23 protein-coding genes are annotated in these 26,383 nt (G+C 43.8%); all 23 read left to right on the forward strand.

Translation table 11 applies throughout. The annotated features are described in order from the left end of the window. The first annotated feature begins 203 nt into the window (after window positions 1-203). The 23 genes from FHW36_RS30255 to FHW36_RS30365 all read left to right on the forward strand — a co-directional run bounded on the left by FHW36_RS30255 (window position 204) and on the right by FHW36_RS30365 (window position 25,803). A complete protein-coding gene (locus tag FHW36_RS30255) occupies window positions 204-839 on the forward strand; it encodes a BfmA/BtgA family mobilization protein (protein WP_145675286.1) in 636 nt (211 codons plus the stop codon). 5 nt (window positions 840-844) lie between these two features. Further along, window positions 845-1,819: a DUF5712 family protein gene (locus FHW36_RS30260; protein ID WP_145675288.1), complete on the forward strand. Its 975-nt coding sequence runs from the start codon at window positions 845-847 to the stop codon at window positions 1,817-1,819. A 3-nt stretch (window positions 1,820-1,822) separates the two neighbouring features. After that, window positions 1,823-3,448, forward strand: a complete 1,626-nt coding sequence (locus FHW36_RS30265; protein ID WP_145675290.1) for a type IV secretory system conjugative DNA transfer family protein — start codon at window positions 1,823-1,825, stop codon at window positions 3,446-3,448. 128 nt (window positions 3,449-3,576) lie between these two features. Then, window positions 3,577-4,152 (forward strand): GNAT family N-acetyltransferase, encoded by a 576-nt coding sequence (locus FHW36_RS30270; RefSeq protein ID WP_145675293.1) that lies wholly within the window; start codon window positions 3,577-3,579, stop codon window positions 4,150-4,152. A gap of 14 nt (window positions 4,153-4,166) precedes the next feature. Next, entirely contained in the window at window positions 4,167-6,314 is a 2,148-nt protein-coding gene (locus tag FHW36_RS30275; protein WP_186452683.1) for an ATP-binding protein, read from the forward strand. Between the two features lie 176 nt (window positions 6,315-6,490). Beyond that, a complete protein-coding gene (locus tag FHW36_RS30280; RefSeq protein WP_145675298.1) occupies window positions 6,491-7,195 on the forward strand; it encodes a sensor histidine kinase in 705 nt (234 codons plus the stop codon). Window positions 7,196-7,219: 24 nt separating this feature from the next. After that, window positions 7,220-7,459 carry a hypothetical protein gene (locus tag FHW36_RS30285; RefSeq protein WP_145675300.1) on the forward strand — a complete coding sequence of 80 codons (240 nt, stop codon included), beginning with the start codon at window positions 7,220-7,222 and terminating at the stop codon, window positions 7,457-7,459. A 14-nt stretch (window positions 7,460-7,473) separates the two neighbouring features. Then, window positions 7,474-7,785: a hypothetical protein gene (locus FHW36_RS30290; protein WP_145675302.1), complete on the forward strand. Its 312-nt coding sequence runs from the start codon at window positions 7,474-7,476 to the stop codon at window positions 7,783-7,785. Between the two features lie 27 nt (window positions 7,786-7,812). After that, window positions 7,813-10,260 (forward strand): TraG/VirB4 family ATPase, encoded by a 2,448-nt coding sequence (locus FHW36_RS30295; protein WP_145675304.1) that lies wholly within the window; start codon window positions 7,813-7,815, stop codon window positions 10,258-10,260. Then, entirely contained in the window at window positions 10,241-10,804 is a 564-nt protein-coding gene (locus FHW36_RS30300; protein ID WP_145675306.1) for a hypothetical protein, read from the forward strand. Before FHW36_RS30295 ends, FHW36_RS30300 begins: the two co-directional genes overlap by 20 nt. Next, complete coding sequence (locus FHW36_RS30305) at window positions 10,761-11,585, forward strand: hypothetical protein (RefSeq protein ID WP_145675308.1); 825 nt, start codon at window positions 10,761-10,763, stop codon at window positions 11,583-11,585. The genes FHW36_RS30300 and FHW36_RS30305 overlap by 44 nt, the downstream gene beginning before the upstream one ends. Window positions 11,586-11,587: 2 nt before the next feature. Continuing rightward, window positions 11,588-12,226 (forward strand): hypothetical protein, encoded by a 639-nt coding sequence (locus FHW36_RS30310; RefSeq protein WP_145675310.1) that lies wholly within the window; start codon window positions 11,588-11,590, stop codon window positions 12,224-12,226. Then, window positions 12,219-13,229: a conjugative transposon protein TraM gene (gene traM / locus FHW36_RS30315; RefSeq protein WP_145675312.1), complete on the forward strand. Its 1,011-nt coding sequence runs from the start codon at window positions 12,219-12,221 to the stop codon at window positions 13,227-13,229. The genes FHW36_RS30310 and traM overlap by 8 nt, the downstream gene beginning before the upstream one ends. After that, window positions 13,229-14,116: a DUF4138 domain-containing protein gene (locus FHW36_RS30320; protein ID WP_145675314.1), complete on the forward strand. Its 888-nt coding sequence runs from the start codon at window positions 13,229-13,231 to the stop codon at window positions 14,114-14,116. The genes traM and FHW36_RS30320 overlap by 1 nt, the downstream gene beginning before the upstream one ends. 185 nt (window positions 14,117-14,301) lie before the next feature. Then, complete coding sequence (locus FHW36_RS30325; RefSeq protein ID WP_186452684.1) at window positions 14,302-15,159, forward strand: transglycosylase SLT domain-containing protein; 858 nt, start codon at window positions 14,302-14,304, stop codon at window positions 15,157-15,159. A gap of 38 nt (window positions 15,160-15,197) precedes the next feature. Further along, window positions 15,198-15,677 carry a conjugal transfer protein TraO gene (locus FHW36_RS30330; protein WP_186452685.1) on the forward strand — a complete coding sequence of 160 codons (480 nt, stop codon included), beginning with the start codon at window positions 15,198-15,200 and terminating at the stop codon, window positions 15,675-15,677. 26 nt (window positions 15,678-15,703) lie between these two features. Then, on the forward strand, window positions 15,704-16,180 hold the full coding sequence (locus FHW36_RS30335) for a hypothetical protein (protein WP_145675321.1): 477 nt from the start codon (window positions 15,704-15,706) through the stop codon (window positions 16,178-16,180). Between the two features lie 2 nt (window positions 16,181-16,182). Beyond that, a complete protein-coding gene (locus tag FHW36_RS30340; RefSeq protein ID WP_145675323.1) occupies window positions 16,183-21,381 on the forward strand; it encodes a PKD domain-containing protein in 5,199 nt (1,732 codons plus the stop codon). Then, a complete protein-coding gene (locus FHW36_RS30345) occupies window positions 21,378-22,106 on the forward strand; it encodes a PKD domain-containing protein (protein WP_145675325.1) in 729 nt (242 codons plus the stop codon). The genes FHW36_RS30340 and FHW36_RS30345 overlap by 4 nt, the downstream gene beginning before the upstream one ends. 11 nt (window positions 22,107-22,117) lie before the next feature. Beyond that, window positions 22,118-23,230 (forward strand): type IX secretion system outer membrane channel protein PorV, encoded by a 1,113-nt coding sequence (gene porV, locus FHW36_RS30350; protein WP_145675327.1) that lies wholly within the window; start codon window positions 22,118-22,120, stop codon window positions 23,228-23,230. A 208-nt stretch (window positions 23,231-23,438) separates the two neighbouring features. Beyond that, window positions 23,439-24,044, forward strand: a complete 606-nt coding sequence (locus FHW36_RS30355) for a ParA family protein (protein WP_145675329.1) — start codon at window positions 23,439-23,441, stop codon at window positions 24,042-24,044. 36 nt (window positions 24,045-24,080) lie between these two features. After that, the gene (locus FHW36_RS30360; RefSeq protein WP_145675331.1) at window positions 24,081-24,623 is read left to right on the forward strand and encodes a hypothetical protein; all 543 of its coding nucleotides are present in this window, start codon (window positions 24,081-24,083) and stop codon (window positions 24,621-24,623) included. Further along, a complete protein-coding gene (locus FHW36_RS30365; protein ID WP_145675332.1) occupies window positions 24,616-25,803 on the forward strand; it encodes a replication initiation protein in 1,188 nt (395 codons plus the stop codon). Before FHW36_RS30360 ends, FHW36_RS30365 begins: the two co-directional genes overlap by 8 nt. Window positions 25,804-26,383 lie beyond the last annotated feature (580 nt).

Here is a 26,383-nt window from a genome sequence, read left to right on the forward strand (position 1 = left end):
CAAGGCGAATCCTCCCCGCCGAACTCCGTTCGGTGGGGGAATAAGGATGAGCAAGCAGAAACCGTACAGAGTACGGTTTGTAATTACATAAGTGATTGATAATTAGATTTATATGTTGTTTTGGGGGGTAGTTTAGGTAGTAATATAGGGGTAATGAACTGATTTAACATATTGATTATTATTAAATTAAACGATGTAATATCATGGCAGAATACACCACCACAAAGTTAGAAGTCACATTAAAAACTCGCTTAGATAAAGATCGGGGGAAGGTCGGCCTGAATGATTATATAGTCAGTATGGTAACTTTTTTTGACGTTACAGGGGCTAAGCCTACCGACTTTCAGACCCATCCGACTATACAATTGCGCAAAGATATTGACCGGGTTATAGCTATCCAGAAGGCACAAGAGAAAGACTACAAGGATTCTTTTAAAACGATACTTACAGAAATCCGGGAGGGTAAAAATGAGCGCTTTTCTTCTGCCGCACAGCTGAGTGTACCTATCGAGCAATCGGCAAATCTTCCTGCAACTGGTCAACCTATTGATGATGAAACCCTGCTGAAATTGGGGGAGAAGTTTGAGGAATTGCAGCAGCAATTACAAACCGAAAGATCTATTGGTTCGGATCTGCGCAGGGAAATAGAACAGTTGAGGAAGGAAAGGCAGGATTCACGGATCAATTCTGCAGGGGGAAATAATCGGACAGGCGAGGCTTTAGAATTATATAACTGGCTTAAAGCAACCATGAAAAAGAACACTTTTAATGACGACTATATTATTTCTAAAAGCGCATACCAAGCCTTTATAGAACGTATTGATAAGTTATTAAAATAATTAATATGTTTGTTAAGGTTCATAAAGCATCCAAGACCCCAGCGGCGAATAACAAGGGAAGCTGTAATACACTTGCTCAGTACCTTGAAAAAGAGAATATTGGAAAGGCGCCATCAGACAAAGTGCCGTTTTTCAACCATCAATATGATAGTGTTGCCAAAGGCACAGCTGTTGCTGCTATTGATAACAATAACCGCCATCTTACCCGGAAAGACAATAAATTTTTCATGATCTCCATAAATCCCACTCACCGGGAGATGCAGCATCTCATCCAGCGGGAAACCGGTCTGAAAAATGTAAATGATTTTTCTCAACTTAATACAGCGCAACAGGGAAAGGTATTTTCAGCAATGAGAGAGTATACCCGGTCAGTGATGGATATTTACGCCCGCAACTTCAACAGGCCCAATGTTCAAAGCGGGAAAGACCTTGTTTATTTCGCCAAGGTTGAAACCATGCGGAAGTGGAAACCGTGGGAAATGGCTGTTAAGGAAGGACGGGCAAAGGCTGGCCAGCTCAAAGATGGCCTTAATGTGCATGTACATGTGGTTGTAAGCAGGAATGACAAAACACAAACCACTAAGCTAAGCCCGGAAAGTCGTAGTCGCGGTGGCAAGCAACAGCTGAATGGAAAAGCAGTTGAACAGGGATTTAATCATGAAAAGTTTAAAGTTGATTGCGGGGATAAATTCAACAGCATGTTTAAATACAACTCGGTTGATAAGGAAAGCTACCGGGGAAAACAGGGAGAAATGGGGATTGGTGCCGGGGTAATACCAGATCCGGGTTCTATTACGAAGAAGGCCGCCCGAGCTGCTGTAAACAAAATGTTGCAGGGCAGTTTTAATACTGAAAGGCAGGTAGTCGGCAATATTATCACGGCTGCAAAGATTCTTACTAATCCTTCGTCCGCAATAGATGTAGTGAAACAGAAATTATTATCCATCATCAAAGGCGCTTCTACAGGCGCAGAATTATAAATTATGGTTATCCTGATTCTTGCCGCTGTTGCCTGTTTTTTGGTTCTGCTAATCATATACAGCATAAGGTATACTCAAAATTCAATGGTCAGCTTTTTTATAGCCTCGGTCCTGAGCGCAGTAGCACTGACAAGCTCGTATTACTTTGTGAATGGCCGCGTGAATCTTAATAATGCCTATTTATTACGCTTGTTTATTCCTGCGGTGGGGGGAGCGGTGCTTTATGGCTTTTTTTATGGGCAAAAGGGAAATACCAGCGGAAGTGGGCCTAAAGGCGATTTCATCGACCTAGAAACCGTTGGAGGTAAAAAGATCGTTTTCCGTAATCCCTTTGATAACTTCCTAGTTTATGGAGGGCAAGGCGCAGGAAAGACAAAATCAGTAGGTAAACATCTGCTGTATCACTATATCAGATTGCATTGGGCCGGGTTTATTTTTGATTTTAAAGACGGGGATTATACTAAAACAGCTTTTGAACTGGTAAAAAGGCACAACTATCCTCATTCCGTTTATCATGTCAACTTTATAAACCCCTCATGTTCCCACCGTGTTAATCTTATAAAACCCAGTGTAGTAAAAGACCCCAACTTTTTTATACAGCTCATGGCTGATATCCTCATTGCCAACATGGGAGAAAGTAAACAAGATGAGTGGTTTTTAGGGGCGTTAGGAATATGGCGGGGGGTAGCGGTTCGTTTTTATATGGATTATCCGCACATTTGCACCATCCCGCATATTGTCAATTTTATAGTGCAATCCAACAGCGATGCAAATAGAAGTCAAAGACTACAAACATTCCTACAGGCCCGCCCTGAATCCCGAGGTCTGGCATTCGCATATCTGGCGGCAGAAGGAAGTGAACGAACACAGGCCAGTATGAGAGCCACATTAGGGAATTATATCAGTGCCCTTTCTTTCAATAAGAATGTTCAGTATATATTATCCGGGGATGATTTTGATTACAACTTAATAGATCCGAAGGATCCGAAGTTGCTTATAGTTGCTAATTCATTTCAGCAGGAGGCAATTTTAGGCCCCATCATATCTTTGATGGTAACCCTCTCAGCCCGAGCGTTCACCATGCAAAACAGGATCAAGTTTTTTAACTTCCTTGATGAAGCCACCACGTTTAAGATACCAAATTTTGAGCGGATGCTTTCTCTATTGCGTGAGTATCTTGTCAGCTTTGTAATCCTTACACAAAGCCCCGCCAAAATTGAGAAACTATATGGTGAGCTAGATTTGAGAGCAATAGAGGCAAATTGTGGCAATAAATTTTTTGGTAGATCATTAGATGTAAAAGGGGCTGAATCATCATCTAAGCAGTTTTCCCGCCGGGATGAGGTAAAAGTAACCCGTACTACTGGCCAAAGTACTAATAATACCAGCTCATCTAAATCTATAAGTCAAACGAAGGAGCAGCGATATGATCCAGACTTCTTTATGCAACTAAAACCGGGGCAGTTCGTTGGTAGGGCGCAAAACTCTAACTATAAAGAATTTAATTTTATGTTTAAACAGTATGTACCCGGGGATGAAAAAGATCCTTCCGTAGTACGGCTCGTATTAGATAGTGATATTGATGATAATTACGATAAGATCATAAATGAAGTTATGAATCTTGAATAGTTGATACTTTTGAATTTTTTCCCCATTCCATTTTTTATGTGTAATTTAATTTTTGCGCAATAGGATCTAACCCAGCCTATTGATTATACGAATTAACCATATAACCAGAATAACCCGGCACCTGTTTTATGAAGAAAGCGACTTATTCAGACCGATCTATTGTAGTTGACATTCTCACTCAGGCTTTTTCCATGAATAAAAGCGTGAATTACACTGTAGGAGGGAAGGTGAAGCGGATCCGAAGATTAATGGAGTATTCATTTGATCTTTGTTATAGATCTGGTGAAGTATACCTATCAGACGAAAAAGCAGCTTGTATTCTCTTTTTAGATCCAGAAAAAAGGAAAAAAACAAGCCTTAAAACGATTCTTTGGGATGTAAAATTAGCTTTTGGTGCCATCGGTATACTTAATCTGAGAAAGGTTTTATATCGTGAAAATCTAGTACAAAAGCATCATCCTAAGCATCGGATGCGCTATCTCTGGTTTTTGGGTGTTCACCCATCTCAACAGGGGCAGGGTATCGGCTCTGCATTATTAGATCAGACCCTCAACCTGAGTAGCCTACCTGTATATTTAGAAACTTCGACATTAAAAAATCTTCCATTGTATGAGCGTTTTGATTTTAGCGTCTACCAAAAATTAGACCTTCCATCATATCAGCTCTATCTATTGAAGAAAGACCCAACACCCACTATATGTTGATTCCCGGGACAGAGATGCACATAGTTACCTTTATTTTTACAGCTGTTGAATGTATCCTGCTTTTGTTCCAGCTGACATTTTTTCTTTTACGCCCGAGAGATCCGAGCCGAAAGCGCTATCTTATATTGTTATTGTCTTTGATATGTTATAATGTAGCAGGAGGACTGTTTCCAGATCCGAACATACGGATTCCCGTAACAATTCAGAATATTATTGCTTACGGTTGCGGTTTTTTAATGGCTTCATATTTTCCTTTTTATTTATATAAGGCACAGGGATTGAAGAAATTGCGATTCCATGCGATTTATGGGATATTTCTATTTTTGCTACTTCCTTATTTTGCATTTTTCGTAATAGCCTACTCCATTACTCAAAATCTCCAGTGGGCCAAAGATTACGGCTTAATAATTCCATTTATCTATACTATATCACTTGTTTGGGCTATCACTAAATCTGTATGGGTAAAGTATAAGGAAACGCCAGCAGGCAGTGAACTTTCTGAAATATTGGGAGTGTATGCGGCTGTAATTCCTTGGGCATCGCTTCCTGTGGTAATATACTTTGATTTAGGACAGGCCACAGAGGCAACAGTAACTAACGTAGGTTTTTTGGTTGTTACTGTACTATATATCCGAAAAATGATTATGGAGCAAAGAGAGGAATATTTTCAACTGCAGCTGTTAAATAATAGCCTAGCTGATAAGGTGAAAGAAAGAACCCAACAGCTGGAAATGGCCAATGAACAACGAACTAATACTTTTGTGAACCTTGTACATGAAACAAAAACGCCACTAACACTTATCAACAACATCGTTGAAGAATTTTTTGGTCAGCACAGCGAGAAGGAAGAACTGACAATAGCCAGAAACAATATTGGTAAACTTATTCAAAATGTTAATAATCTGTTTGATCTGGAACGTTTTCAGAAAGGATTTGATAGATATGATCATGATAAGATTACAAATTTCACTCAGCTAGTAGGGGATCATCTGAGCTTTTTTTCTGAATGGTGCAGTAGTAGAGACATTACAATAGAGGGGCAGTTGCAACATGATGTATATCTAAAAGCCGATCCGGTTGCCTTACAGGGAGTAATTAATAATCTCATCCAAAATGCGGTAAAATTCACCGGAACAGGCGGAGCTATAAAAGTTATATTAAAGGCCGAAGGCAGTAAAGTGTTTTTTGAGGTATCCGATACAGGTATTGGCATTGCAGCTGGGCAACAAGACAAAATATTTGAACCCTATTATCAGATCGGCCGTAAGGGTAATAATGAAGGAATCGGATTAGGGCTGCCAATAGTAAAAAAAACTATCCTCGGGCTGGATGGCAGCATCTGTGTTGAAAGCCCTGTATCTGGTCAAAGCTCCGGCACCAAGTTTACTGTGTGTTTGCATTCTTACATTCTCGCAGATAATGAGCAGGCAGAGAAGCATATTTTTAAGCCAGTGTATAATTTAGATACTGTGAAGTTGCCAGATACGCTCCCATACAACAATACCAAGCAGACTGTATTACTTGTAGAGGATAATATTACAATGACAGACTACCTACGGAAGAAATTAATCGGGAAATACAATGTTCTTTGGGCGGGCAACGGTGCAGAGGCATTAGAAAAGCTGAGAACTTACACTGTACTACCGGATCTGATTGTATCTGATGTGATGATGGAACAACTCGATGGCCTAAAGTTTACCGAGATTATCGGAAAATCCTCTGAATATGCCCACATCCCCGTATTACTCATATCTGCTAAAAATTCCAATAATGATAAGGCCCGAGCGCTAAGGGCTGGGGCAGTGGAATTTATGTCTAAGCCCTTTAGAAGTGAGGAATTAATGCTAAAAGTAGACTCGATTATAAAAAAATCTGTCAATTTAAAGCGCATGCTCGTAGATAATGCTTTGAAGGGGCTGGGACGGCCGTCTGATAATCACACCGAGGATTTATTGAGTAGAATTGAGAAAAATTTCAAATCCTATAACCTTACAATCAGAGAAATCGAAATAGCAAAGGCAATCTGCGAAGGGCGCACCCACAAAGAAATAGCCGAATTACTCTACATCTCCACTCTAACAGTAAAAAAACATGCCCAAAATATTTATGACAAACTTTCAGTCAAAAATAAGCTGCAGTTAATCAAAAAACTTCAAGGATAAAGAGCGGCTTCTTCTCCTAATCTTTCCCACATAGATAACCCTACTCAATTTTACACAGTGCTGTAAACCGCTATGGTGCTGCACAATACTCCCTTGGTAGTAAGAAAATAGTACAATAGCCTTATTGTTTTTGGGATGTTTAGCAAGCACATTTGCTAAAATCTCAATTCTTGTTTATGACGGAAAAAGTCAGAGCAACTGATGAATTGCTTAAAGACATATTTCGCGGAGCATTACATGAATTTCGCGCCCCGATTAATGCAATTACAGCTGCTGTCCGATTGTTAAACGATAGTCCGGAAGGAAATCAGGAATTCCGTAAAGGCCTGCTCCAAATGATTAGTACTTCCGCAGACAACTTAGGCGCTATACAGGAGCGGGTAGATGAAGTAGTACAGTTAGAAAAAATTCAAAAATACCAGCTATGTGAATCCCATTTTGATTTTAGGGTCTGGTTACATGCTCTTATCTACTCTATGTATCCAATTGCTTCGGAAAAAGATATTAAGATCATAAAACAGGTATCACCAGATTTTCCTGTAGAAATTGAAGCCGACAAAACGTACCTGACACAAATATTATATAATATAATATATAATTCTATAAAATATAGTGATAAATCCACTATCGTCACTATATCATGTTCTGTGCAGGAAAAAATTTGCATAGAAATATCAGATCAGGGGGAAGGTATTCCCCCAGCAGAACTGCCTTTTATTTTCAACGAGTATTATCAGGTAGACGCTGGCCGGAAAAAAAAGGGGGTGGGGCTTGGCCTTTCCATTGCTAAAAAACTGGTAGAAATAATGGGGGGAGCAATCACGGTAAAAAGTGTGTTAAGTGAGGGAACCGCCTTTAGTATTCAGTTGCCGATACGCTAATGCCTTGTATTTAAAACCAATTCTATGATATTATTAGACGCCAAACAAATTATTACTCAGATTGCTGATAACTACATAGGCCCAACAGTAGGTATTTGCATGGTCATGGGCGTAGCATACGCGATTCTCCACAATTGGGACCGCTACAAGGATGATTTTAAAGCGGCAATTGTTGGCCTCAGCCTCTATGCACTGTATGGTCTGTTAGGTGCAGCTGTAATAGTGGCCGTAGTAGAAGCATATCGAAATTTAAAACTGTATTAAAAATCAATTCGGGTATGGAAAAGCGCAAAGTCCGTAAGGGCTTAGAGGCCCCGCTTGTGGTTTACGGGCTGCGGCAGCCTCATTTCTCACAGTTTTTATTAGCAGTAGCTATAGGGGTAGCCATAGTAATATCCAATTTCACAGCTGCACTTCATGCTGTGCCGCGACAATGGGGACGTGTGCTTTTAGGCCTGCTCGTTGTTGGTGGTGCGCTGATCGCGCTATATATGATTTTTTTGGCCCGATCCCAGCGTAAGAAGCATTCTTTTCCTAAGAAGGAAAGCATTATCTCAAACAGGGATTTAGACAGGTATCTGAAATTGTAATGATCATTACACAGGAGGTAACGACACATGATAGTTGATACTGCGGAAGCATATAGTATTCTTGGTTTTATAGGAGGGGCCGCCCTGTCAAAGTGCGGAGGGATAAGCCTATGTTATTACTTAATCAATCCTGAACCTTATTCTTTATCTCAGCAGGCAATTGAATACCGACAGACAGAGTTTGAAAGAGCTTTGCGCTTTATGCCGTCAGGCAGCTATTTTCATAAGCAGGACGTATACCTCAAAAAGGCCTATGATGCCCACGCAGAGCTTTTAGGAGATACTTTTCTACAAAAAGAAGAAAGAAGTCACTTTGACGGTCGTGAATATTTAGAACATCATTGCGTGCTTTCCTTTACACTGGCTGGGCTGGAATCGTTAGAACCAGCTTATATGAAAAACCCGCTGGCCTATCAGGACAATCTGGTAGAACGTGATAAGGCACGCCTTGCCGAATTTATCGAGGCAGTAGAGGGTGTGGTCATAATTTTAAAGAATCTGCCCAATACTACTATCAGAAGGTTAGAGGAGGGGGAGATTGTGCAGTTTGTTGATAGATATGTTAACGGTTTCGCTGCAGACAATGGAAAACGAGATCTATATTTTGGCCCACATATGACTATAGGGGAGGCCAGGGCCTCCGTTTTTGCCGTCTGTGATGAAACAGCCCTCCCTGATGAATTGCCGGTCTATATCGAAGATGATACCCTACCCAAAGCTAATGCTACATTGTTTATGGCCTGTCTGGAAAAGCTGGGGCTACATCTTCGGGCAAACCACATTATCAATCAAATAATATATTTTGAAGGTAATAACAAGCTGAAAGCTGAATTGGAGGCGAGGGCCGACCAATTTCATAAGCATCGTCATTTTAAAAAAGAACTGGAAATTACAGCAGCAAGGTTGCAGGAAATGCAGGTAGAGGTTATAGAATCTCAGGCCCACCTGTGCCGTGCCCATTTTTCTATTATCCTGTGGGACACAGACGAAAAACAGCTGACAAAGGCAAAAGATGCTGTCAAAGAGGCCTTAAAAATGCGTGATTTCGGCCATTATCAGCCTAGTTACATAGGACTGAGAAACATTTTTTTAGGCACAGTGATAGGCAGAGAAAACATTTTAGACCGGGACTTCTTTTTTTTGACGGAATTAAGCATAGCTACGGGTTTATTTGTAAATCACTCTCCATACGTTAGCGATATTGACGGGGTATTTTTTAATGACAGGATCTTCCAGATCCCCTATAAGTTGGATATATGGGACGAACAAAAAAAGCGGATACCAGCACGTAACAGCCTGTTTATAGCCAGTACAGGCGGTGGGAAATCCTCCACAGTACTCAATATTGTAGAACAAGAGATCCGCCAAGGCGTCAAAGTTGTGGCCGTAGAATTTGGTAAATCCTTCTTAGCTGTTAGTAGGCTTTATCCATCGATTAGCGCCCATATAGATTATGACGGTGTAACCCCCCTCGGTATTAACCCTTTTTATATCGAATCAAAAGAAGAGCTGACCACCGATAAAATCAAGACCCTAGCGGTTTTAGTGTTGAAATTCTGGCGTGAAAAAGTAATTGTTGAAGATACCAAGCAATATATTTCAGTAGTTAAGATTATCCGGGACTATTATAACTCAGACCCCGTGCGGCCCAGCTTCCCGGATTTTTATCTCTATGTCAAAAACAATATTGATGAGATCCTGACCCGTCAGGAAATTCCCCCGAATTATTTTACTGTCACCAGCTTTTTGCATATCTGTAGCGAATTTATGCCGGGTGGCTTATACGAAAATGTGTGCCGCACTGATGGGACAAATGCAGATCTGATCAGGGGTAAAGATTTTATTGTCTTTGAGCTGACACGGATAAAGAAAGATCCTTTTCTTGTCAGTATCATTATGACGATCATTTATGAAACCGTAGAAAATAAGATCCTTGCTGACAGATCAATTCGGGGGAAAATATACTTTGACGAGTATGCTGAAACAGCTACGATGAAAGATAATTTTTCCGGTGAGGACGTACATAGTACAGTGGCGTTCTTTTTTCAAAAGCTCCGTAAAGAGAATGGCGGCATATCCGCTGTTATTCAGTCCCCTGCTCAGTTGCCGGATAATAACCTCACTGATGGGGTAATTGCTAATACTCAGATTATTTATGTTTTACCAACCACCGAAACGGTGTATTCTGATATTTGCACCACGTTTAAGATTACAAACCCCGCCCATATCCAGCTGATGAAAAGCATACGGAACGATTTTGTCGCCCCTCGACCGTATGCGGAAGTGTTTATCCGTTTTCAAGATCTGTATGCTACGGTGGTGCGTTTGGAGTTCTCCCGGGCGAAATTTTATGCATATCAGACAGATGGCAAGGACTGGCAGCGTATATCAGACGATTTTAAAGAAACAGGTAGTATGGAAGCCGCTATCACTAACATTATTAATTCAAGATCTCATGAAAAAATTATGCTGTAGCCTGATTGTAATGTTCATTACAGTAGTATGTCATGCTCAACTGGTAGTATCTGATCCTACTATGGCAGGCCTTACGTTGGCTCAAAAAGCAACTACTGTAAAACAACTGGAAGAAGCAGCCCGCCAAACTATACAGCTCAGTAAGACTTACGAGCAGATAAAGAAAGGAGTTGAATTATACGAAAAGGTTAGTAACAAGCTCCAAGACGCTGAGCAGGTACAGGATCTTTTTAATAAGCAAACCAGCCTTATTATCCGGGCGGGCGATGCGATTAAATCAATAGGCAAGATGAAGAATCCCTCAGCATCTTCTGTATCCGATTACCGGCGTAATATAAATACGGTCATAGATAATAACCGGGCTAATCTAACCATGTTGACGAATCTTTTGACGGACGGGTTTTTCAAAATGAGCGATGAGGGAAGGCTAAAGCTGATTATGGAACTGAAGGATCGCACGGAGCGGGCAACACGAAGCATAAACAGCTACCAGTCAGCTTATGAGGCTACCAGTGGTGCTAAAAAACTATTACAAGGCTTATAATATGGCGGATATTCCTTTAAGTCAGTTTGGGATAGAAAATGTAACGAAAATCTATCTGCAGGTGAAAACCAGCTCCCTGATGTTAATTACATTGGGTGCTACATCTGCGTATGGCATTTTTCTCAGTACGTCTGTTTTTATCAAACAATGGCGGGCTAATATGAATGCCAGCGGAGGACCCGCAGTTTACAAAGGCATAATGGATCTGTTTTGGCAATATCTTTTTACGCTTGTCATGATTGGTATGATGCCTATTGCAATTTCGGGAATGGAGGAAGTGTTTGGCACCATTCAACAGTTAGCAATTGACGAGGTAAAGGGAGAGCCAAATGGTGCTATAGCAACGCTAATAGCGGAAACAGAAGAAATGCAACGCCGTTATCCAGACGGGCCTTCTATCTTCTATGATACACTACCAGACCTGTTTGCATACTTCAATATTGTTTATGTAAAACCTGCGCTGGCATTGGCTGTAAGGTGGCTTTATGCATTATTTCTGTGTGGCAGATTTCTTTACCTTCTTTTGCTTGAAATAGTCTACCCTATAGCATGGGTAAGCCTGCTGCATGAGGATACCTCCAAATGGTTTTGGGGATGGGCCAGTAATATGCTGGTATGTTTTCTACTGGTGCCAGCCTTCCTGATCGCAAACAAATTTGCTGATACTGCAGTCATTACAGTTTTCGATGATCCATACACCCTAATCGGGATTTTAGCCCAATTTTTTTTAAAGCTATATCTGCTAAAACGGGCAGGAGAGCTAGTTTTTAAGCTACTATGATCATGAAGGAAAAAATAATTAAAGAGTTTGATGGCTTTGCAGCAGCTAAGAAAAACAGCGCTATTACTGTGCGGCTTATCCTTTTTTTCTGCTTATGTATCATCATTGTGGTGGTTTTTTTCTCTTTTCAGTTTGCGATTACCGCAATACGCAAAATAATTGTCGTAGACCGCACCACGGGGGAAATCATGAAGGTATCCAGTGATTTTAGCGACAAATTATTTCGTACCCAAATGGAAACCCACTGCGGCGAGGTAGTTTACTACTGCAATAGTTTTGATCGACTAAAAATTACGGAATACCAAGCCCGGACGCTGTTTCTCGTCAGCAAATCTGACGCCTTCCGTATTTTTTCCCGGTATAAAGAGCAGCGGGCTTATGCCGATGCTATAGATAGAGGATTAGAGTATAAAGCGGAATTTATTAAGATAGACCAGCTGCAGGCAGATAAAGAGCCTTATCGGGTGCGCTTTACGTCCCGGTTGCAGATCTTCGATAATGACCGGCCAATAAAAGAATATCTCATAGAAAGTGAGGGAGAAGTACGCCGGCAAACACCGCAATTCCCTGAAAATAAGACCGGGTTTTATTTCACAAAGTATATTCAAACCTATAAAGCACAGGAGGTGAAAAATGAGTAGGATACAGATTATCATGCTATCGGTGCTGGGTCTAATGGTGGTAGCCGTAGTGTTTTGGTGTGTTCATGTATTTAGCAGCGATAAATCAACTCAGAATGGCGATACCATGACCGATGTACCTGAAAAATACACCTACGAAGATATGATCAAATCGGTAGGTGATAAGGGTTTTCCTATTGACGAAACGCCTGCAGCTACGGGGCCGACACCTTTTGCAGATCCGCAAAATAGTATCGCTGATCCCATTCCTTCACCGGCGGCAATAGGGGAAGGAGATAATACTAAACCTACAGGGCCGGCGGATCCGCCAGAAATAAGGGCAGCTCTGGCCGATATTCAAAAGGCCCGGAAGAATATTAAGGCTTCCGCGATAGCTTCCGAGCAGCAGGAATCTGCAGAAGATGAAGAAATAAAAAAAATTGTGTCTGAGCGTTCACAGACTGCACTGGTCCCCCGTCAGCTCCCGGCGCCGGAGCAACAACCGGCAGCAGGCACGGCGGCCACCGGCTTTAATACGATGAGCTTTGGAGGAGGTAGTAGTGGCACATCTGTCCATAGTGCAACATCCATTCGGGGGGTGATCCTCAATGAGGTGGAGGTGGCCACTGGTGGTAAGGTGCGGATCATGTTACTGGAAAATGTAACGCTGAACGGGGTACAACTACGGAAAACGCAAATGGTTACTGGTGCAATCGGAGTAGGGGACACCCGGGTACAGGTAAAGGTGGCTGGGGCTGCAGTCGATGGCCAGCTGGCAGCTATAGCCTTTTCTGTATTTAGTACCGATGGAATAGAAGGTCTGCCGATAGAGGGAAACCCGGGGACGGCTACCCAGCAGGCTGCTCGTGAAGAAACAGAAAGAAATATAGAAAATGTAGCAGGTGGCGGGGTACTCGGCAGTGTGGTCCGGGTTGCAAAAACGCTGGGAACCAGCCGGCAGAGATCCATGACAGTAAAAATCCCCGCTGGATATAAAGTAATCCTAAAAACTGATAACCGCTGATGATTAGAACAGTATTACTATTGGTTTTACTTTTATCATGCACCTATTCCCGGGCGCAGGATAACCCTATCATACCGGTATCCCGTAATAAAACAACCTTTATACTCATTTATAACACTAAGGTGGTTTCTGCCAATATCGGCGGCAGGAAAGGAGCTATCGACAATGAGCAGCAGATTACAGATACCGATACTTTAACTATTATCAAGCTGCAGGCGGCCATTGAAGATTTTACAGGTACTAACATGTTGGTTGTTTGCAAGGATACTGTGATGGAGTTCTCCCTCGTTTGGCAACGGGATCCGGTAAAAACACGCTACCCATACCGCTATAACGGATCGGTAATGAACATTACACCGCATAATATTATCAATACCACCGGTGCCGCCCCCGTTCCCGTAGCAGATTCTATTAGACAAAACGGGATAACGATACCTGCTGAAAGTATACAAAGAATGCAGGCCGCTGGCAGGCTGACCAAGCGTAGAATAAAAGATCAGGGTTTAGTTTTCATTTTGGATGATGTGGGAGTAGATGGTGGCGGTCACCATTTTTTCCGGCTACGGTTACGTAATACCACAGCTGTAGCCTACAGCATCGAGTACGTAAAATTTATTGTTGCCAGCCCCAAACGGTCAGGTATTGGCTCATCCAGTGCAGCTGTACAGGATGAGTACCCACCTTATCTATCGGCACCAGATAACTCTGCAGTGATCGGTGCGGGTGAAGAAAAGGAGTTGATTTATGCCGTAGCCAAGCTGCCGTTATCAGGACAGCAGCTAGAAATAATAATGAAGGAACAGGCCGAAAACAGCCGGGGGCGAACAATGACGCTGAAAGTTCCTGCCAGCGTGCTTACCAACAAACATACTGTAGTCCGTCTATGAAGTTGTTGCAACTGATCATATATGTATTGTGTTATTGCGCCGTATACGGCCAAAAAACAGCCGGTCTAACCTTTTGCGGGGGTATGGTGCCGGTAGATAAAGAAAGTGTGAAAAAAAGGCTGATTTTGGCCGTTAACAAGAATCGAAAGGAAGTAAGTAGCCCCTCTCTTAAAGCTCGTATTGATATGTATATCCCTTATATCGCTATAGTACTCCGGGATTATGGGCTGCCGGATGACTTAAAATATATAGCGCTGGCAGAAAGCAGGCTTAAAAAGCATGTACAAAGCCCCGTAGGGGCGGGCGGAATGTGGCAGTTTATGCCATCCACAGCCACCGGTGAAGGGTTGGCTGTAGAGGAACGAAATCAGGTAATAAAAAGCACCCATGCTGCATGTAGGTTACTACGAAAGTTATACAGTCAGCTGCATAGCTGGCCACTGGTTGTAGCAGCCTATAATTACGGTATTGGCAACGTTATGAAGGCTGTGAAAAAGCAACATACATCGGACTATTATGCTCTGCAGCTTAATGAAGAAACAGCAAATTATCTATTTCAAATACTGGCGTTTAAAATACTCTACCAGCAACAGTTTGAACCAGCTATACAGGATCCCTCTGCGGGGAAGGATTACACAACTGATTCACCTGTAATTGTAGAGCAGAAAGAAACATTTAACAGCATGGTATTTTCATCCGGAGGCAAAATAGCCCAACCTTCTGCTGACAGTGTTATAGTGGCTGCATTTGTGTTAAAAGATAGCTACGTGGCAAACAGCGGAAGGCTGGCGTTTAACACCGCAGCGGATCTGCATATCAACGGAGTTGTAATTCCTGCCGGTAGCGTTATGCGTGGTATGGCTTACAGTCAATCGGCTGGCCGGGTGTTAATAGCTGTAGAAGGCATTGAAGTGGCTGCAGGCCTGAATGACTATGCAGGCACCGTCTATGCAACAGACGGAAGGCCAGGTCTGTACAGCTCCGGCAAATCTTCCGTCATACCTGCAGGGGAACGTGTGACAATAAAATTTATCAGGCAATGAAATATCTCTTTATCACTATCTGCTGCCTTACACTTACAATGACGGCAGCAGCACAGGTCCACCAACAGGGAGGCACTGCCATCGACCTTACGCTGGGTAAAACCGGTATAGGAGTAATGGGGGGAGCTGGGTACATGAAAAATTTTTCCGATAACGCATATCTGCAGCTGCGCGGGGTTGGTGAGTTTGGGAGGATGTATAATTTTCGATATTCTCACTTCGGATTGGATGCGATGGCGTTTTATAATCCTTTTTATCTATCGGATTTTTTTCAATTCAACGCCGGGGCGGGCCTCACAATCGGATATGAAAAGATTTCAGGTATCACAAAAGAAAAGAGCAATGGCATCGGCTTTATGGCCGGTTTAAAAGCCGGCGCCAATATCGAAGCGTTCCTGAGTGATCAAATGAGCTTTTATATCTACGGTAATCAGGCCTATCTGGTCAAAAAATCTTTGGGTACCACTTACTATGAAGTGGGGCTCGGGATCCGCATATTTCTAAATAACTATTACTAAATAAACCATTCTAAAAATACCCACATATGAAGAACCAGTATATATTATTCCTGTTGTTTGTTTTTGTAGCCGCTTGTAAAAAAGATGATAAGCCCGGGGGCGGTACTGTAGAAGGACAGAAAATTGAGGCAGCTATGATCGGCCAGAAATATAAAATCTCAACTATCACAGATCAAAACGGCACTGATATACGCGCCAAGTTTGCCCCCTGCACTTTTGATGATATTTACCTCATCAAAGATCGCGGCACAGTAGAAATTACGCAGGGCGCCAACAAATGCGGAAAAGAATCTTTGGACTTAAAAAACGCCAGCTGGGGAGTGGCCTATAATGATAATGAAGTAGTGGCTATTCAATTTCCGCTTTTTAATCCGGGTACTGACTATTACCAAACCCGGGAATTTTTAAAGCCTGTTTTAAGTGACATAACCAGCGGCAATGTTAAACTCAGCCTCCGCGTAGGTACGGATACCTATACTATCCTACTTACAAAAACGATGTAATTATGCGAAAATTTCTTTCCCTTTTTTGCTGGTGGCTGCTGCCGGCAAGTATTGCCGCGCAGGTACAGTTCCCGAATGGATACGGAAACCGTGACGGATCCACAGTAGTTGATGTAATTGGCAGGCAGGCTGAATACCCCACCTACAGCGATAAAGTGTTTTATTGCGATCCTGTGGGAAATTCGCCCAGCTTCCTTTTCCCTGACTATGGAGAAGCTAATACTAGCATAGGCGGCTGTGGTATTGGTCGTAAGTACATGAACTGGTTTGTCGAATACAAGATCGACAACATGAATAATGTACGGACATTTACCGTGAGTCCTAACGCCGGCGAAATTACCAAAACGTTACTCATCGTTGCCCATAACCAGCGCAGGACACAGTGCATTGGCGGTGGGGAAAACAATGAATATATAACTGTCAGCAGTTTAACGCTAAAGTTTGAAACCCCACAATTTACCGGCCTTGATGAGGTTAAGACCGTATGTAACAGCGTTGACCACGACTACAATCTAACCGATAATTTCACGGTAAAAGATGGCGTTACCTTCTATCTGGATGATCCGGCAAGCGCTCCAATAACGAGGTTAAATCCTAAAGATCTTTCACCCGGTTTTCACCGCCTCATCGCCCAAAAGCAGTACGACAACGGCACCCCTGATATTCAGTTTGGAAGTAAGCGGGGAATTGTCAGTATACAATATGATTTTCAGGTATTAGAGGGCGTGAAAATCACAATAGGCGCCTATCCGATAAGTATATGTCAGAATGCGCAACCAGTGGTAATAAAAGCCACCCCTACCGGGGGAACATGGGAAGGGCGCAGCATAGATGCTGCCGGCAATATTACGCCTTCAAGCATGGCGGCCGGCCGCAATGTATATACTTACAAGATCAGCAATGCCGCCGGCTGTACCTCTGCGGAATCAATAGAAATTACAGGAAATGCGCCTCCCGTCATAAAGGTATCTGATATTGATGTTTGCCGTGGCGCTGAGCCGTTTTTAATAACTGTGGGGGAGCCGGTCGGCGGTTTTTACTCAGGGCGAGGGGTTTTGAATCTTAAAATATTCGATCCGGCACAGGGTGTAGTGGGGCGTAATCCCGTACGGTACACTTATATGGATCCGGGGACTACCTGCAGTAGCTCTGGTGATTTCCAGATCAATATCATTGATGCGAGTAACTTTAAAGTTGGGGACGATTTTACGACATGCAACACCAGCGCAGAAATAGACCTAAACCAGCGCAGTGGTGTTAGCCCCAATGATGGCTCTATCAGTTGGAGCGGGACGGGAATCATTAACAGCAAATATTTTTCTCCGGTCACTGCCGGAATAGGCTTACACACGATTACAGGCACTCTTTTCGTTCCCGAAACCGGGTGCACCTACACAAAAAGTTTTGTTATTAAGGTTGTTACTGGTCCGACAGTAAAGCCCGGAGCAGATCTTACTGTTTGCGGAAATGCCACACCCTTTCAGATTCCCGGCGGTAGCCCCACCGGTGGTATATGGACAGGTAGTTATATCAATACCAATGTTTTTTCGCCTAGCAACGCTGTAGCCGGTGACTATCTTGTAACCTACACTTATACAAACAGTGTTTGTGCTGTAGCGGTACAGAAAATTATCACAGTACAATCGCCGCCCGTCCTGAGTGTAGGGCCTGACTATGGCATCTGCCGTAATGCCGGCCCTGTGAGCCTGCCGGTGGCTACTCCTGCCGGGGGGACATGGGCAGCAGATGGCCCATATTATGACGTCACCACCGGCCAGCTGGATCCGCTGAAAATGGCCATAGGTAGAAATACGCTAACATATACCTACACTGATGCCGTCTGCACAGTAAGCAAACAACTGGTTATAACTGTAGTGATGCCGCCGGCTGTAGATGCCGGCGCTGATCAACGCACATGCTCAAATGCGGATCCCGTGACCCTACCGGGTACAGCTGACGGGTGGAGTGGTCCCGGTGTGGATCGAGGGCGCTTTTCGCCTGCCCGCGCCGGTGTAGGTGAACACCTGCTCACCTACACTGTGACCGATCCGGTAACGCTATGCAGCGCATCTGACCAAATGTATATGAAAGTATCCGCACCACCAGAGGTCAATGCTCATGGAGATAACATTGTTTGTAAAGCTGCAGGGGATTATTATTTGGGTACTGGATCTCCCATAGGCGCTACATGGAGTGGGGCATTTGTTCAAAACGGCTATTTTCAGGCGTCTATCGCACCGTTAGGAAATTATACCCTTTTCCTTACTTATACCGATCCGGCCACCGGCTGCACGGGTACTGATATAAAATTTATAAAACTGGTAGATGCTCCCGTTCTAAACGTAGGGCCTAACTATAGCATCTGCCGCAACGCTGGCCCCGTAAGCCTTCCGGTAGCTACCCCTGCAGGTGGGAGCTGGGCGGCAGATGGCCCATATTATGACGCTGCCACCGGTCAGTTGGATCCGCTGAAAATGGCCGTGGGTACTAACACACTCACATATACTTATGAGAGCGTCATATGCACGGTAAGCAAACAACTGGTTATAACAGTAGTGATGCCGCCGGCAGCAGACGCCGGCGCTGATCAGCGTACCTGCCTAAATGCGGATCCCGTGACCCTACCGGGTACAGCTGACGGGTGGAGCGGTCCCGGTGTGGATCTCGGGCGCTTTTTGCCGGCCCGCGCCGGTGTAGGTGAACATCTGCTCACCTACATTGTGACCGATCCGGTAACGCTGTGCAGCGCATCTGATCAGATGTACATGAAAGTATCCGCACCGCCGGCAGTGGACGCCGGCGCTGATGTAGTTATCTGCGCTGCTGCTGGTGACTATTTCTTACAGGGTGGTAAACCGCTGGGGGCAGTTTGGAGTGGACCGTTTGTTCAAAATAACTATTTTCAGGCGGGTAAGGCGCCGCTGGGTAGCTATACGCTTACACTTACTTATACCGATCCGGCCACCGGTTGCACGGGAACGGATACACGGGTCATTAAGTTAGTTGCTGCACCGGTGCTAAATGTAGGGGCTGACTATAACATCTGCCGTAATGCTAGCCCTGTGAGCCTTCCGGTAGCTACTCCTGTAGGTGGGAGCTGGGCGGCAGATGGCCCGTATTATGACGTTGCCACTGGCCATCTGGATCCGCTGAAAATGGCCATAGGTAGAAATACGCTAACATATACCTACACTGATGCTATCTGCACGGTAAGCAAACAACTGGTTATAACAATAGTGATGCCGCCCGCTGTAGATGCGGGCGCTGATCAGCGCACTTGTTTAAATGCTCCACCCGTTACCCTGCCGGGTACAGCTAACGGGTGGAGCGGTCCCGGGGTAGATCTCGGGCGCTTTTTGCCGGCCCGTGCCGGGGCAGGTGAACACCTGCTCACCTACACTGTGACCGATCCGGTAACGCTGTGCAGCGCATCTGACCAGATGTATATGAAAGTATCGGCACCGCCGGCAGTGGACGCCGGTGTTGATGTGGTTATCTGCGCTGCTGCTGGGGACTATTACTTACAGGGTGGCAAACCGCTGGGGGCAGTTTGGAGTGGGCCGTTTGTTCAAAATAGCTACTTTCAGGCGGGCAAGGCGCCACTGGGAAATTATACTCTCACGCTTACGTTTACCGATCCGGCCACCGGTTGCACGGGAACGGATACACGGGTCATTAAGTTAGTTGCTGCACCGGTGCTGGACGTAGGTGCGGATATAGGTACTTGCGTGAATAGCGATATGTTCGCCCCGCCATTGCCTTCTGTATCCGGCGGTACATGGAAACCTTTAGCCGGCAATTTTTATGATGGCACTACCGGATTACTGGATCCGAAAAAAATGCAGCTTGGCAAAAACTACCTTATCTACACCATCATTACAGATGCCGGCTGCAGTATAAGCGATACTTTAGGCATTATGCTACATGCCCTCCCGGTAGTTACAGGTATGCGTGACTTTAGCGCCTGCCTGAACGGCCCTACCATATCGTTGGTAGCAACACCACAGCCGGGGATATGGGCCGGGGACGGTATCGACAATAATGCCGGCAGCTTCTTTGTCCCGAAAGATGCCGGTGCAGGTGATCACACGATCACCTACAAATATACAGATCCTACCACCGGTTGCACCACCATAGATACTACGGCGGTAAAGGTTAATACGCTGCCGACTATCACAATGCCTGATGATACAGCTATATGTGTGTCATCAGGTGCGGTCACATTAAATGCGAAACCCGGAGGTGGCAGCTGGGCCGGATCTGCCGGCATTGTTGGGACGACCTTCACCCCGGTAATTGCTGGGGTAGGGACATATGCTATCAGCTATACTGTTACTGACCCGGCGACCCGTTGCACGAACACTGCCAGCTACAATATAACAGTACGAGGGCTTCCCGGGGCTATCAATTTGGCAGGGGATACCACAGCCTGTGAAAATACCATCGTCACCCTTACTGCAGTTGCAGACAATACCACAATGTTTGAATGGTACCGGGTAGGCGAAAACACACCGTTTGAAACGGCTACAACAATTAAATACACTGTAACAAAGGATGAGCAGCTGTTCATAAAGCCCAAACCGGTAAATACCGGTGAATGTGCCGGCAGCAGTCGTACTGTTTCGATTGTAAACAACAGTCCCCGTGGCACCGTGAAATATGAAGGGCTTAACGATACATTAGCGTTCGGCGCCCTGTATAGAGCCACCAGCATGGTAGAGAAGGCCGCTGTATATCGTTGGGACTTCGGAGATGGTGGATTTAGTACCCAAGGCGAAGGAAACCATTATTACTACACTCCGGGCAAACACGCTGTATCCCTGACAGCAACCGGTGTTACTGGTTGCATAGTGAAGTATCCATTACCAGACATCTTTATCCGCGATGAGAACGGAAAAGTACCGGATCCACAAAATGACAGAGGGGACGGGATGGATCCGGGCAGTAATGATCTCCTTATCTACCCTACAACTTTTAACCAGCTGCTTACTGCTGAATTTATGCTAAAAGCTCCGCAGGATATGGTAATTACATTCTTTGACTTCCGGGGAAACACTGTTTACGAAAGCAAACAGGCCGCTGTTAAGGGACGAAACCGCATACGCCTTGCTGCTGAGAAATTGCATGGTTCGGGCGTCTGGTATTTTATCAGACTACAGTGCAACGAATTTACCAAAACAGAAAAAATATTTAAGCTATGATGATTACGAGGAAAGCGTTACTACTATTAATCTTTAGCCTGTTTTTGTTGGCATGTGAAAACAGAAAAGACGGCCTGAAAGACTTTAACGATCCACCAGAAATTTTGCTGAAAGACCAGCGGGGCGGGCAGGCAACCCACCAGCTTACAGATAGCGTTAAGCTGTCCAAACCCGCATTTGCATTTATGCCGCTGATAATTCACGTCAATGATGCCAATATGAACATCCGGGGCATTACTATGGCAACACTCAGCGGAGATGGGTATCTGCAATACATAGATCAGAAGATCACGGATACCATTGCTGTAACCATTCCCGAAAGTGGAGAGGGTATTTACCGCTATTACCCGGCCCATACAGGAGCCGTAAAGGTGAAATTCACAGTAACGGATGTTTTTGGTCTGCAGGACGCTTCCACAATGCAGCTATATGTATTTAACAATCTGCCACCAGTTGCTGCATTGGAAGTACGGTATTTAGGTGTGGCAGATCGGTATGAGTACATCTTTGATGGGAGCGGCTCATACGATGCAGACCGCAGCTTTGGGGGAGTGATCAGCAGCTATATTTTCTATGTAAATAATGTGAAAGTCGCAGAAACCACCACACCAGCAAACCCCTATATTTTCAGCAGTGCTGGCACTTATACGGTCAAGCTACAGGTTAAAGATAATGACGGCGACCTGAGCAAAGAATTAAGCCTGCCTCCAGTTGTGGTACAATAAAATCTATCATCATGCGCACAGTCCTTTTTTATGTCATTTTATGTTTTTCGCTGACAGCGCAGGCGCAATCTCCGGCGCCAGCACTTGGTTTTCTTGAAATCGAGCCTGATGCCCGCAGTAGTGCTATGGGAGGCATCGGTGTAGCCACCAGCCCGGACAATTTTGTTTTTTATAATCCGGCAAAAGTGGCCATGCAAGCCGGTTATGAGTATGGAATATCTACTGGTTACGTGCCATATCTCCGGCGTCTGGTCAAAGGCGTTGGTATGGCCACTATGCAGGGCTTCCGGCGGCTGGATGATCAAACCTGTATCGGATTAGATCTGCGTTATTTTTCGCTGGGCGCCGTGTCTTTCAAAGATGTAACAGGTTACCCAATATATGAATATAACCCCACGGAATGGACTATAGGATTGACTTACAGCCGGCAGCTATCAGAATATAACAGCATAGGGATTACTGCACGATATATCAATAGCAGGCCTGCTGCTGGTATTCAGTATCAGGGACAGGAAATTAAGACTGCAAACGCTGCCGGCGTGGATATCGGGTATTATTACTGCTCCGTGGCTGCTTCCGAGCTAAACGGGTATACTGGTGGGATTTTCAGAGGCGGGCTTTCTTTTTCTAATCTCGGGACTAAAGTAGTCTACCATTCTGCAGGGGGCAGCGCCTTTCAGCCTATGAATTTCCGGGGGGGCGTGTCTTATACTTTCCCCAGCCCCGGGGATCACCTGTTTTCTTTATCTGGTGAAGTGATAAAAGGGCTGGTTCCCGCACCGGTGATAAGGGATGATAACGGTAATATTATATCTGGCAAGGATCCGGCGACTACAAATGTTCCAGCAGCATTTTTTTTAAGTTGGGCAGATATGAAAGGTTGGGGGGTAGGAGCCGGGGTTGAATATCTCTACCGACAACAGTTTTTCCTTCGTGGAGGAATCCACTATGAGAATCCCGACTATTCACCAAAGCAGCTTGCTACAGTTGGTGCGGGCTTCCAACTCGGCGCCTTCCATCTTGATTTAAGCTATTACACTGCTATCGCACAGAAAACGGGTGCCACTAACGCACAAGCTCAAACCTTTAAAATCAGCCTCGGGGTAATACTCGCTGCTGAATAAAACAGATAATTATGAAAAGATGCACATTAGTCTTTCTTTTTTTTATGCTTGTCTGGTTCATGATTTCCTGCACCAGTACACGACTTAACGCAAACTACCGGGCAAAAAAACAGGTTGGGTGTGCTAAATTTTAAATAGATTTCTATTTTTCTATTTTTCTACTTTTATATATTTCTACTTTTAGGTATCTTGCATCAAATCCTATTACATGCCTAGAATTATCGTAATTGCCAACCCGAAAGGGGGGGTCGGAAAGTCTACAATGGCTATTAATATAGCACAGAAAATTAAAAAGCACGTTAAAACAGTTTTGGTAGACATTGACCCGCAGGGTACTACTACCAAGCTGCAAAACACGTTTGCAGACTTAACAGTACTGAATTATGACGGTAAACCTTTAAAGGATTTACCCTATGATTTTATCGTAGTAGACACACCCCCGTATCGGACAGAGCATTTACAAGAGCTTTTTTTACAAGCAGACCTGATTGTAATTCCTACTAAAGCAGGAATAGCTGAACTGCTAGAAGTAACACCTATTCTACGTCTTATAGAAGAAGCAAGAATCAAAAATCCCAATTTACGCGCAAAAGCTTTTTTTAATCAGGTGATTTCGGGAGCATCTTTAACAGATGAAATTAAAAAGCAAGTCATTGATTTGAATATGGAATGCTTTGATACCCAAGTCATACACCGGCAAAATTATATCCGGTCTGTCGCTCTACCAAATGGCGTAGCTGATTTGAAAGATGCCAGAGCAAATGAAGAAATGGCGCAGCTGTTAAATGAAATCCTGCTGTTGATTCAAAAGTAGAAAAGTATTAAAGTAGAAATATATAAAAGTAGATTTATGAGTAAAACTATTAAAACTCAAAAAACCCAAGATGAAGCACTATTAAAAACCTTGCTGGCAGGGAGCTTGAAGGCAGACCCTCCTCCGGTACAAAAGGTTGTAATAGTTGAGCCTGTTGCTCAGAATAAGAAGAAAGAAGAGCCTTATATCTTCGCTGTTTCCCCAGCAAAAGTAGCTGTTAAAAGCACAACAGGGGTTACTGAGCCTGCAGAGCAAGCAGAAGAAAGGCAAATGAACCCTCCAGTCCCTAAGCAGTTAAAAAAAGATTTGACTGTGTGGTGCGCCAAAAATGAAAGATCTATGAGATCAGCTGTCATACAGGCTATCGATGAATTATTGGTCAAGCCAATAGATCCGTCAATGTTCATTGGGTTTACAAAGGACGCAAATGTAGAAGTAGAAAATCTGACTTTTTGGATTTCTGCTGAATTTAAAATGGCAATTGGTAATTACAGTAACCGCGCTCAAACAACTAAAAAGAACGTTGTTATCAAAGCAGTAGCGGATTTTCTAAAAAACAAAAAGGTACTGGATGAGTAAAAAAATCTCTGGCAAATCTTTAACTGTTTCGGAAAATTTAGATCTCACCCCTTCTGAGGACAAACCAGTTAAGAAAAGCAAAGCGCTTCGTCCTGTTGACGACACCTACATTTATCAGTCCAACAAAGTAACGATGTCAAAGTATAATACATCGCTGTTACTAGAAAGACTGCTAACGATGATACAGTACCAATTACAGGATGCTGTACGGCTCTCCATGCGTGGGGAGCAGGATTATGCACAGTTAGAGCTTTTCGATCCTAAAAGTGCTTTATTGGAGATTAAAATCCCGTTGCGTAGTATCACTAAAGCAAACAGCCTAGATGATGTTATGCAAACGTGTTTTAGCATTATGGACCTTAAAATCAGTTTTCCTCAGTATGGAGCCTCGGGGAAAATGGAATACCTATCGTTACGTCAGGTAGTGCACGGTGTAGATATACCACAGCTAGGCGAGAGTCTGATCCAGAAAGGAAAACACACTGGCAAAGTCAGAAAATACAGAGAGCATGTAGTCATTACTATGACAAGAGATCAGGCGGACCGGTTTATTCAAGTCGATTATGACCCTGAAACCCAGCGGCCTAGACGTTTTACGAAGTTCTTGCTCCACACGGCCATGAATGCAAAGACGAAATACACAGCCCGGATGTATAAGCTCATCGCATCATGGAAGGTAAAACAGACCTTTACCATGAACGTTGATTGGCTTAAAGAGTATCTCGACATAAAAGGAATAGATGAGAAAGGTGAGCCGTTCGATCTCTACCCCTTCTACTCCGATTTTAAAAAGAGGGTACTGGATCCTGTAATGAAAGAGCTAACACCTGGCCCTGATAAGGCCAAAAACCATTCTGATTGTTGGTATAAGTACCAGCCAGCTCAGTATGCAGGGAAAAAAGTAATAAGCATAAGGTTTGATGTAATTACTCAGGAAATTGCTGATCAGCTTAAAACTAAACATGAGTATAATCAGCACTTACTACGTACGCATTTTGAATTTGATTCAACCGACTTTAAATCAGTGCATTGGCTATTTAGTGACAGCGTTGATCCCGATAAAGTAACCTTAAAGCTACAGAAGATGCATAGCAAGTACAATGAGGATAGAAGTGCAGTAACGAACAAAAAAGCATGGGCTTATACAAGTTTAAAAAACTTTATGGCTGAGAATGAATAAATATACTCTCCCTTTTTGCCGAGAGCAGATATCTATCTCCCTTTTTGCCGAGAAAATTAGTCCCCTAAAGTCGGGTAATTCTCCGTTAAAGTCGAGTTTATCTCCCTTTTTGCCGAGAAAATCCGTTGAAACAAGCCACTAGCCTATATTCTGGCGGCTTTACAAATCATAAATATTTTTATAAACACGAATCGAAAAAACCATTAAATCTGTCTTTAATTATCCTTTTCGGCTGCCAAAATGGCATGTTTTCCTGTGTTTTCAATAGTTTTTGATCGAAAAATCGAAGAAAAAGTCGTAAAACAAAAAATTTCACCCCGCGCCGGCATTTTTTCTCCTTTTTTGTCGAGATGTTTGTTTATTTAAATTCGTTTAGTTTCCCTTTTTGTCGAGAACATAGTTAACTTATTAATTATCAAATCATAATGAATTTTTCAAGTCGTCAGCAATTCTTGCTACTATTATTCCACCGTTGCGACGCTCCGTTCATCGTTGATGTTTCTACTCGACAAGAAAGGAGAAGAAAGGCCCTACGGCCTCTGATTCTGGAAGTGGGGGCTGCTGCCGCCGAGCCACCCCC

The sequence above is a fragment of the Chitinophaga polysaccharea genome (assembly GCF_007829335.1).
GTDB classification, from domain to species: Bacteria; Bacteroidota; Bacteroidia; order Chitinophagales; family Chitinophagaceae; genus Chitinophaga; species Chitinophaga polysaccharea_B.

Excerpts from the sequence above, each read along its gene's own strand:
- FHW36_RS30325 (WP_186452684.1), top strand. The coding sequence starts at position 14,302 with ATGTATATCCCTTATATCGCTATAGTACTCCGGGATTATGGGCTGCCG.
- FHW36_RS30310 (WP_145675310.1), top strand. The coding sequence starts at position 11,588 with ATGAAGGAAAAAATAATTAAAGAGTTTGATGGCTTTGCAGCAGCTAAG.
- FHW36_RS30335 (WP_145675321.1), top strand. The coding sequence starts at position 15,704 with ATGAAGAACCAGTATATATTATTCCTGTTGTTTGTTTTTGTAGCCGCT.
- FHW36_RS30290 (WP_145675302.1), top strand. The coding sequence starts at position 7,474 with ATGGAAAAGCGCAAAGTCCGTAAGGGCTTAGAGGCCCCGCTTGTGGTT.
- FHW36_RS30295 (WP_145675304.1), top strand. The coding sequence starts at position 7,813 with ATGATAGTTGATACTGCGGAAGCATATAGTATTCTTGGTTTTATAGGA.
- FHW36_RS30280 (WP_145675298.1), top strand. The coding sequence starts at position 6,491 with ATGACGGAAAAAGTCAGAGCAACTGATGAATTGCTTAAAGACATATTT.
- FHW36_RS30265 (WP_145675290.1), top strand. The coding sequence starts at position 1,823 with ATGGTTATCCTGATTCTTGCCGCTGTTGCCTGTTTTTTGGTTCTGCTA.
- FHW36_RS30330 (WP_186452685.1), top strand. The coding sequence starts at position 15,198 with ATGACGGCAGCAGCACAGGTCCACCAACAGGGAGGCACTGCCATCGAC.
- porV (WP_145675327.1), top strand. The coding sequence starts at position 22,118 with ATGCGCACAGTCCTTTTTTATGTCATTTTATGTTTTTCGCTGACAGCG.
- FHW36_RS30260 (WP_145675288.1), top strand. The coding sequence starts at position 845 with ATGTTTGTTAAGGTTCATAAAGCATCCAAGACCCCAGCGGCGAATAAC.
- FHW36_RS30340 (WP_145675323.1), top strand. The coding sequence starts at position 16,183 with ATGCGAAAATTTCTTTCCCTTTTTTGCTGGTGGCTGCTGCCGGCAAGT.
- FHW36_RS30270 (WP_145675293.1), top strand. The coding sequence starts at position 3,577 with ATGAAGAAAGCGACTTATTCAGACCGATCTATTGTAGTTGACATTCTC.
- FHW36_RS30275 (WP_186452683.1), top strand. The coding sequence starts at position 4,167 with ATGCACATAGTTACCTTTATTTTTACAGCTGTTGAATGTATCCTGCTT.
- FHW36_RS30355 (WP_145675329.1), top strand. The coding sequence starts at position 23,439 with ATGCCTAGAATTATCGTAATTGCCAACCCGAAAGGGGGGGTCGGAAAG.
- traM (WP_145675312.1), top strand. The coding sequence starts at position 12,219 with ATGAGTAGGATACAGATTATCATGCTATCGGTGCTGGGTCTAATGGTG.
- FHW36_RS30365 (WP_145675332.1), top strand. The coding sequence starts at position 24,616 with ATGAGTAAAAAAATCTCTGGCAAATCTTTAACTGTTTCGGAAAATTTA.
- FHW36_RS30360 (WP_145675331.1), top strand. The coding sequence starts at position 24,081 with ATGAGTAAAACTATTAAAACTCAAAAAACCCAAGATGAAGCACTATTA.
- FHW36_RS30300 (WP_145675306.1), top strand. The coding sequence starts at position 10,241 with ATGAAAAAATTATGCTGTAGCCTGATTGTAATGTTCATTACAGTAGTA.
- FHW36_RS30255 (WP_145675286.1), top strand. The coding sequence starts at position 204 with ATGGCAGAATACACCACCACAAAGTTAGAAGTCACATTAAAAACTCGC.
- FHW36_RS30320 (WP_145675314.1), top strand. The coding sequence starts at position 13,229 with ATGATTAGAACAGTATTACTATTGGTTTTACTTTTATCATGCACCTAT.
- FHW36_RS30305 (WP_145675308.1), top strand. The coding sequence starts at position 10,761 with ATGAGGCTACCAGTGGTGCTAAAAAACTATTACAAGGCTTATAATATG.
- FHW36_RS30285 (WP_145675300.1), top strand. The coding sequence starts at position 7,220 with ATGATATTATTAGACGCCAAACAAATTATTACTCAGATTGCTGATAAC.
- FHW36_RS30345 (WP_145675325.1), top strand. The coding sequence starts at position 21,378 with ATGATGATTACGAGGAAAGCGTTACTACTATTAATCTTTAGCCTGTTT.